Annotated in this window: 5 protein-coding genes and 1 pseudogene; 2 read left to right on the plus strand and 4 right to left on the minus strand. The window is 69.1% G+C overall.

Features of this window, described 5'->3' with window-relative positions:
- Nucleotides 1-244: 244 nt before the first annotated feature.
- Entirely contained in the window at nt 245-1,351 is a 1,107-nt protein-coding gene (locus tag K7G59_RS34100) for a hypothetical protein (RefSeq protein WP_225840560.1), read from the minus strand.
- Nucleotides 1,352-1,755: 404 nt separating this feature from the next.
- Nucleotides 1,756-2,583 carry an ATP-dependent DNA ligase gene (locus K7G59_RS34105; protein ID WP_225840561.1) on the minus strand — a complete coding sequence of 276 codons (828 nt, stop codon included), beginning with the start codon at nt 2,581-2,583 and terminating at the stop codon, nt 1,756-1,758.
- Nucleotides 2,584-2,776: 193 nt separating this feature from the next.
- Between K7G59_RS34105 and K7G59_RS34110 the strand changes: the two are divergent.
- Nucleotides 2,777-3,752: pseudogene (locus tag K7G59_RS34110) on the plus strand (phosphotransferase family protein).
- A gap of 106 nt (nt 3,753-3,858) precedes the next feature.
- Here K7G59_RS34110 and K7G59_RS34115 read toward each other — a convergent pair.
- Both K7G59_RS34115 and K7G59_RS34120 read right to left on the minus strand, forming a co-directional pair.
- A complete protein-coding gene (locus K7G59_RS34115; RefSeq protein WP_225840562.1) occupies nt 3,859-4,323 on the minus strand; it encodes a hypothetical protein in 465 nt (154 codons plus the stop codon).
- Nucleotides 4,320-4,535, minus strand: a complete 216-nt coding sequence (locus K7G59_RS34120; protein WP_225840563.1) for a hypothetical protein — start codon at nt 4,533-4,535, stop codon at nt 4,320-4,322. The genes K7G59_RS34115 and K7G59_RS34120 overlap by 4 nt, the downstream gene beginning before the upstream one ends.
- A 33-nt stretch (nt 4,536-4,568) precedes the next feature.
- On the opposite strand from K7G59_RS34120, the gene K7G59_RS34125 reads away from it, so the two are divergent.
- The gene (locus tag K7G59_RS34125) at nt 4,569-5,366 is read left to right on the plus strand and encodes an IS5 family transposase (RefSeq protein ID WP_225840564.1); all 798 of its coding nucleotides are present in this window, start codon (nt 4,569-4,571) and stop codon (nt 5,364-5,366) included.
- Nucleotides 5,367-5,377 lie beyond the last annotated feature (11 nt).

A 5,377-nucleotide genomic window follows, 5' to 3' on the forward strand; every position in this document is an offset into this window, starting at 1 on the left:
GCAATTCCCGCCGCGGCACCGCCCCGGTCGGCCTGCATCTCGGACGCTGGCGGCTGGCCGAAGGACGTGCGTGCCTGCGCACGCACCGGGCCCAGTCGTCGGCCAGCCGTCCTCCCACGTTGGCCGCTCCCGTACTGAGCGCCGGATCGTCACCACAGAAGTTGTGCCAGAACCCGAGAATGGACAGCAGATGTGCGCCACTTCGGGAGGCGCGAGAGTCCGGCGCTGTTCGATTACCAGGCGGCTAGAAGAGGTCGGCCGAGGTGCCCTGCGTGAGGTTCTCGAGGACCGTGCGCAGCCACGGGCTGCGCACGGCTGGTAGCCGGACCAGGGTGTGCTGGAACGTTCCCCGGTCGGCCCGGAACAGGTAGTTCGGGAGGAGCGGGAGCGGGTCGTCGCGGAGGACGTCTTGGGGTATGCGGCCCGACGCGGGAACCGGCAAGTACGGCTGGGGGGAGACCAGCCACAGCCACACCCCCAGCGGCAGGGGCACCAGGTATGCCGACGCAGGCGGGCCGGCGGGGGTCCAGGTCTGACCTGTCTGGGGATGGACCGGTACGAGGAGGATGTCGACGCCCGCGTCCGAGGAGGGCCGTCCCGGTCCAGCCAGGACGGCACGCCGCTTCGGGGCGCCTGCCGGCAGCAGGGCGTCGAGCGCGCGTTGGAACATGTCCGCGGTCAGACCGCCCGGGACCTTCACCGGCTGCCCATAGGAGGCCACCAGCAGGTGGGCGAGCGCATGGCCGGCTGCCGCCTCCCACTGTGGGCTCCACGACCAGTAGTGGTTCGACCCCAACCGTCCTCCCCACGTGGCAATCGGCTCGAACGGGGGCGTTTCCTCCCCCTTCTCTGCCAGCTCCGCCCAGGAGAGGGGCGCAGCGTGGATACCGTCAACGGGGACGCGGTGCACGACATCCGAGCTGAGCCGCACTGCCTGCCAGAGTGAGCAGTCGTCGACCCTGGTCGCCACGGGGAGGTCGCATGCCTCGCAGGCCATGTTGGGCCCGTCGGCTCCGTCGAGGCCACAGCAGGCACCGCCGCGCTTCTCAGGAATCAGCCGGGTTCCACGGATGTCACCGGGCGCGATGACACTCGCTCCGGGCGTGCTGTCGGACAGGGCGTAGACCGGCGCGTAGATGCCGCGTGCCTCCGCCTCGCCTGGATCGATCTCGTCCCACATCCGCCACGGCCCTCCCCAGGGGTCCGGGTCCACGGCAAACGTCCCGGACTCCATGAGCACCGGAAGCTGGGCCCCGTTCCCGTACTTCTGACGGGCGTGGACTGGCAGTGAGACCTGGGACAGCGGGGTGGTCAACTCGGCACCGCATCCCGCACACACGAAAACGAACAAATATCCTCCGCCTGGGAAACAGGCGCATCGTCGCAGCTCGCCGGCAGCCAGCCAACACGTTTTCTCATTCGTTACGGGAACGGCACCTGCCACCGGCGTGGAGTATCAACGCAGCGCGGGCAAGTGCCGCCAGCCGCCTCTGATTACGGCAAGCGACTCACTCAGTGTTCGAATTCCCGGTGTGCTGCGGCGCCTTCCGAAGTGGCGAACATCTGCTGCCCTTTCTCGTGAACGAAGCCAGGTGCCCGGTGGGGCAGGCCTCGCAGCCCTTCTCGGCTACGTATCCGGACGCCAGCGCGGCGGCGAACAGCTCCTTGGCATGCTGCAAGTCCCTCGACGCTTGCGTCCCCTACGACCTGACCGTGCTGGACCGGCCGGCTCGCCGGGTCCTGGTCGTCCTGTCATTATGACGAGGCAGCGTCCTCACCGAACAGCGGTACCTGCGCCACGTCGACGTCCGTGCGCACGCGATGCGGCCGGGCCGGATGCCGCCACCGCCCGGCCGCGTCCCGGGCGACGTCGACGGCCACCTCCATCACCACCTCGGGCTGCACCAGGTGCACATCGAGCGTGCGCTGTGTCCCCCAGCCTGCCGAGAACGTCCATCCCTCCCATGGGTGCGCGCCTGCCGGTGGGGCCAGCAGTTCGGCCAGGGCGCGGCTGTCGGTCTGGGAGAGCGTGGTGCTGCGGCCGGTGTGCTGGAGGCGGCCCGCGGTGTTGTAGCGGCCCAGCAGCACCGTCTGGGGCGCTGCGAGGGAGCCGGTGACGGCCCCGATCACGGCTTCGGTGGTGACCCGCACCTTGTATTTCCGCCACAACCGAGCGCCCCCGACGTAGGGCTCGTCCAGCCGCTTGAAGCACAACAGCGCCTCCAAGGCCGCGCGCCGCCGCTCGTACGGCCAGCCGGTCAGGTCCTGCCCCGCGTGGACCAGGTCGAAGACCACGTGGTGCGCCGGCCACCGGCACGCCGCCTGGGCCGCACCGGCCCCGCGCCGGGCGAGCCGCTGCTGCAGCCGCTCGAACGCCAGCCGGTCCCGCTCCCACACCACCAGCTCGCCGTCCAGCCCGGTATCCGCCGGCAACTGCGCGAGGATCGCCGCCCGGATCTCGGGGAACGAGGCCGTCATGTCCGTCCCCTGCCGGGAGCGCAGGAGCACCCTGCCGCCCGCGTACACGGCGAGCTGAGCACGGTAGCCGTCCTTCTCCACACTTTGATGTGTCTCATGAGACATCGGGCCGGGTACTGGTGCGCTCGCGTATTCAACTATTGCCAGTTTCTGTGGAGTCCATTCCGCCTCACCGTCGTGATCTCGGCTCTTGGAGTCCTCGGATCCGGAATAAACCAATCGCCCCAACGCCGATGCTCCCGTAGGGTTCGCGGGTTGTCGTGGCGGAGAGGCGGATCGGAACGTGGCACCCAGGGCAGTGACGCGGGAGCAGCTGACGAGTGCAGCGCGGGCCGCGCTGGGCCGCGGGCGGCGACTGGAGGCGGTCGAGCGGGTCGCGGGGGGCAGTAAGAAGGGGGTGTACCGCCTGGTGATGGACGACGCGACGACGGCGATCGCCTACCTATGGGACGGCGCCGAAAACTACTGGCCAGCGGCCGAGGGGGACGACGACCTCACCGACCCGTTCTCGCCCGGTCTCGGGCTCGATCTGTTCCAGGCCGCGCACGCGCGGTTGGACGCGCTCGGCGTTCGCGTTCCAGCAATCCGTCTCGTCGATCGCGACGGTACTCATTGCCCGGCCGACCTTGCGATCGTCGAGGACCTTCCGGGTGAGAGCCTGGAGGAGTTGCTCGCGCGGGATCCAGGCGCTGCTGCTCCGGTGATGGCCCGGCTCGCAGAGTCGCTGAAGGCCATGCGACGCCACCGTGCACCGGCTTACGGCAAGGTGGCCGTGGTCGACGGAGGAGGGACCTCGCGCGGCACGTCGTGCGAGGGGGGGGGTTCTCGATCGTGCGCTGCGGGACCTTGCCGAGGCGGCCTCGCGCGATTCGCGGATCGCCGCCGCCCGCGACCGGCTGGAGGAGCGGCTGCTGATCCTGGCGGCGGCGGTGCAGCCACGCGCGGAGTACGCGGTCGTGCACGGCGAACTGGGACCCGACCATGTGCTTGTGGACGAGGACGGGAACCCCGTGGCGATCGACATCGAGGGATTGATGTACTTCGACGTCGAGTGGGAGCACGTGTTTCTGCGAATCCGCCTGCACGATGCCTACCAGCGGCTGGAGGCGGATGGCTTGGACGAGGACCGGCTCGCGCTCTACATGCTCGCGCAGCGTTTGTCTCTGACGGCGGGCCCGCTGCGGCTGCTCGACGGCGACTTCCCCGACCGGGCGTTCATGGCGGGCATCGCCGAGTACAACCTGAAGCAGGCATTGGAACTGGCCCACACCTGAACTTCCGGGTGTCAACTTGTTCGGCGAGTAGCAGCCGGTGAGGTGGGTTGTGGCTGCTTCCCCGGTGGGAAGGCGAGGTTGTAGATGCCGTTGTCCCGAGACAATCTCATTCTCGAGTGGCCTGGGTGCGGCCCAGGGGGGTGACCACTGCTGACCGGTTGCGGCTTGTTCCGGTGACGGCTTCGCGGAGCCGGACGATCTCTTCGTGCTGGGCGGCGAGCCGGGCCAGGGCCTGGCTGCGGAAGCCGGTGAGCTCGTCGATCGTCTGCTCGGACTGGGCGAGCCGTTCCCGGAGCTTGGTGTTCTCAGCTTTGAGCCGGGCGATCTGGGCCTCGCGAGAGTCGGGGATCTCGCCGGCCTCGCGCATGGCGTTCAGGCGGCGTTCGAACTCGACGCGGAGGTGAGAGTAGGGGCGGGTGCCGTAGAACGCAGTGCGGTCGACCGCGGCCTCGATGGCGAGGGTCTTGATGTCGTATTTTCCGCCGGGCGGGATCTCGCCTCGGAGGAGCCGGTCCATGGCGGCTCGGATGCGGTTCTCGTTCTCGATCCGCTGGGCTGCGGAAATCCTCATGCGGACTCCCTGTGATTGCTGGTGTCGACGGCGTCGATCTCCGCGACAACGCGGAGGGCCCGGTCGAAGTCGGCCTGGAGCCGGGTGCGTTCGGTCTTGCGTGTGGTGCCGAGCTGGCCGAGGAAGATCTCGGTGCGTTCGGCGTGCTCGGCCCAGACGGGACGGTGACAGGGGTGATGGGTGGCCTGCGGACAGCGGGCGGAGTCACACATCCCGACCAACGGGCGGTTCTGCACCGTGTGGTGATGGTTGAGCGCATGGTCCCGGACGAGCTGTGGGAACTGTTCCAGCGGGTGGTACCACCTGCTCCGACCCGGCCGCAGGGCGGAGGCCGGCACCGGTACGGGGACCGTGAGGTCCTCGCGGCGATCATCTTCGTGGCCACGACCGGCTGCACCTGGCGGCAGTTGCCGCCGGTCTTCGGCCCGTCCGGGCCGACCGCGCACCGGCGCTTCACCGAATGGACCGCCGCCCGGGTCTGGGCGAAGCTCCACCGCGTCATCCTCGACGAACTTGGCTCGCGCGGAGACCTGGACTGGTCGCGCTGCGCGATCGACTCGGTGAACATGCGGGGCCCTGAAAGGGGGGATCTGACAGGTCCGAATCCTGTCGACCGGGGCAAGAGGGGCTCGAAGATCCACCTGATCACCGAGAGAACCGGTCTACCCCTTTCTGTCGGCATCTCCGGTGCGAACCTGCACGACAGCCAGGCGCTCGAGCCGCTGGTGCGCGGCATCCCGCCGATCCGCTCCCGCCGCGGCCCGCGCAGACGACGGCCCGCCAAGCTGCACGCGGACAAGGGCTACGACTACGACCACCTGCGCCGATGGCTACGCAAGCGAGGCATCCGTCACCGCATCGCCCGCAAGGGCACCGAGTCATCCACACGGCTTGGTCGGCATCGCTGGACGATCGAGCGCACGATGTCCTGGCTGGCCGGCTGCCGCCGCCTGCACCGGCGCTACGAGCGCAAGGCCGAACACTTCCTCGCCTTCACCGCCATCGCCTGCAGCCTTATCTGCTACCGCAGACTCTCCAAATGAGACGACGTCTT

The organism is Streptomyces sp. NK08204 (genome assembly GCF_020400585.1).
GTDB lineage: Bacteria > Actinomycetota > Actinomycetes > Streptomycetales > Streptomycetaceae > Streptomyces.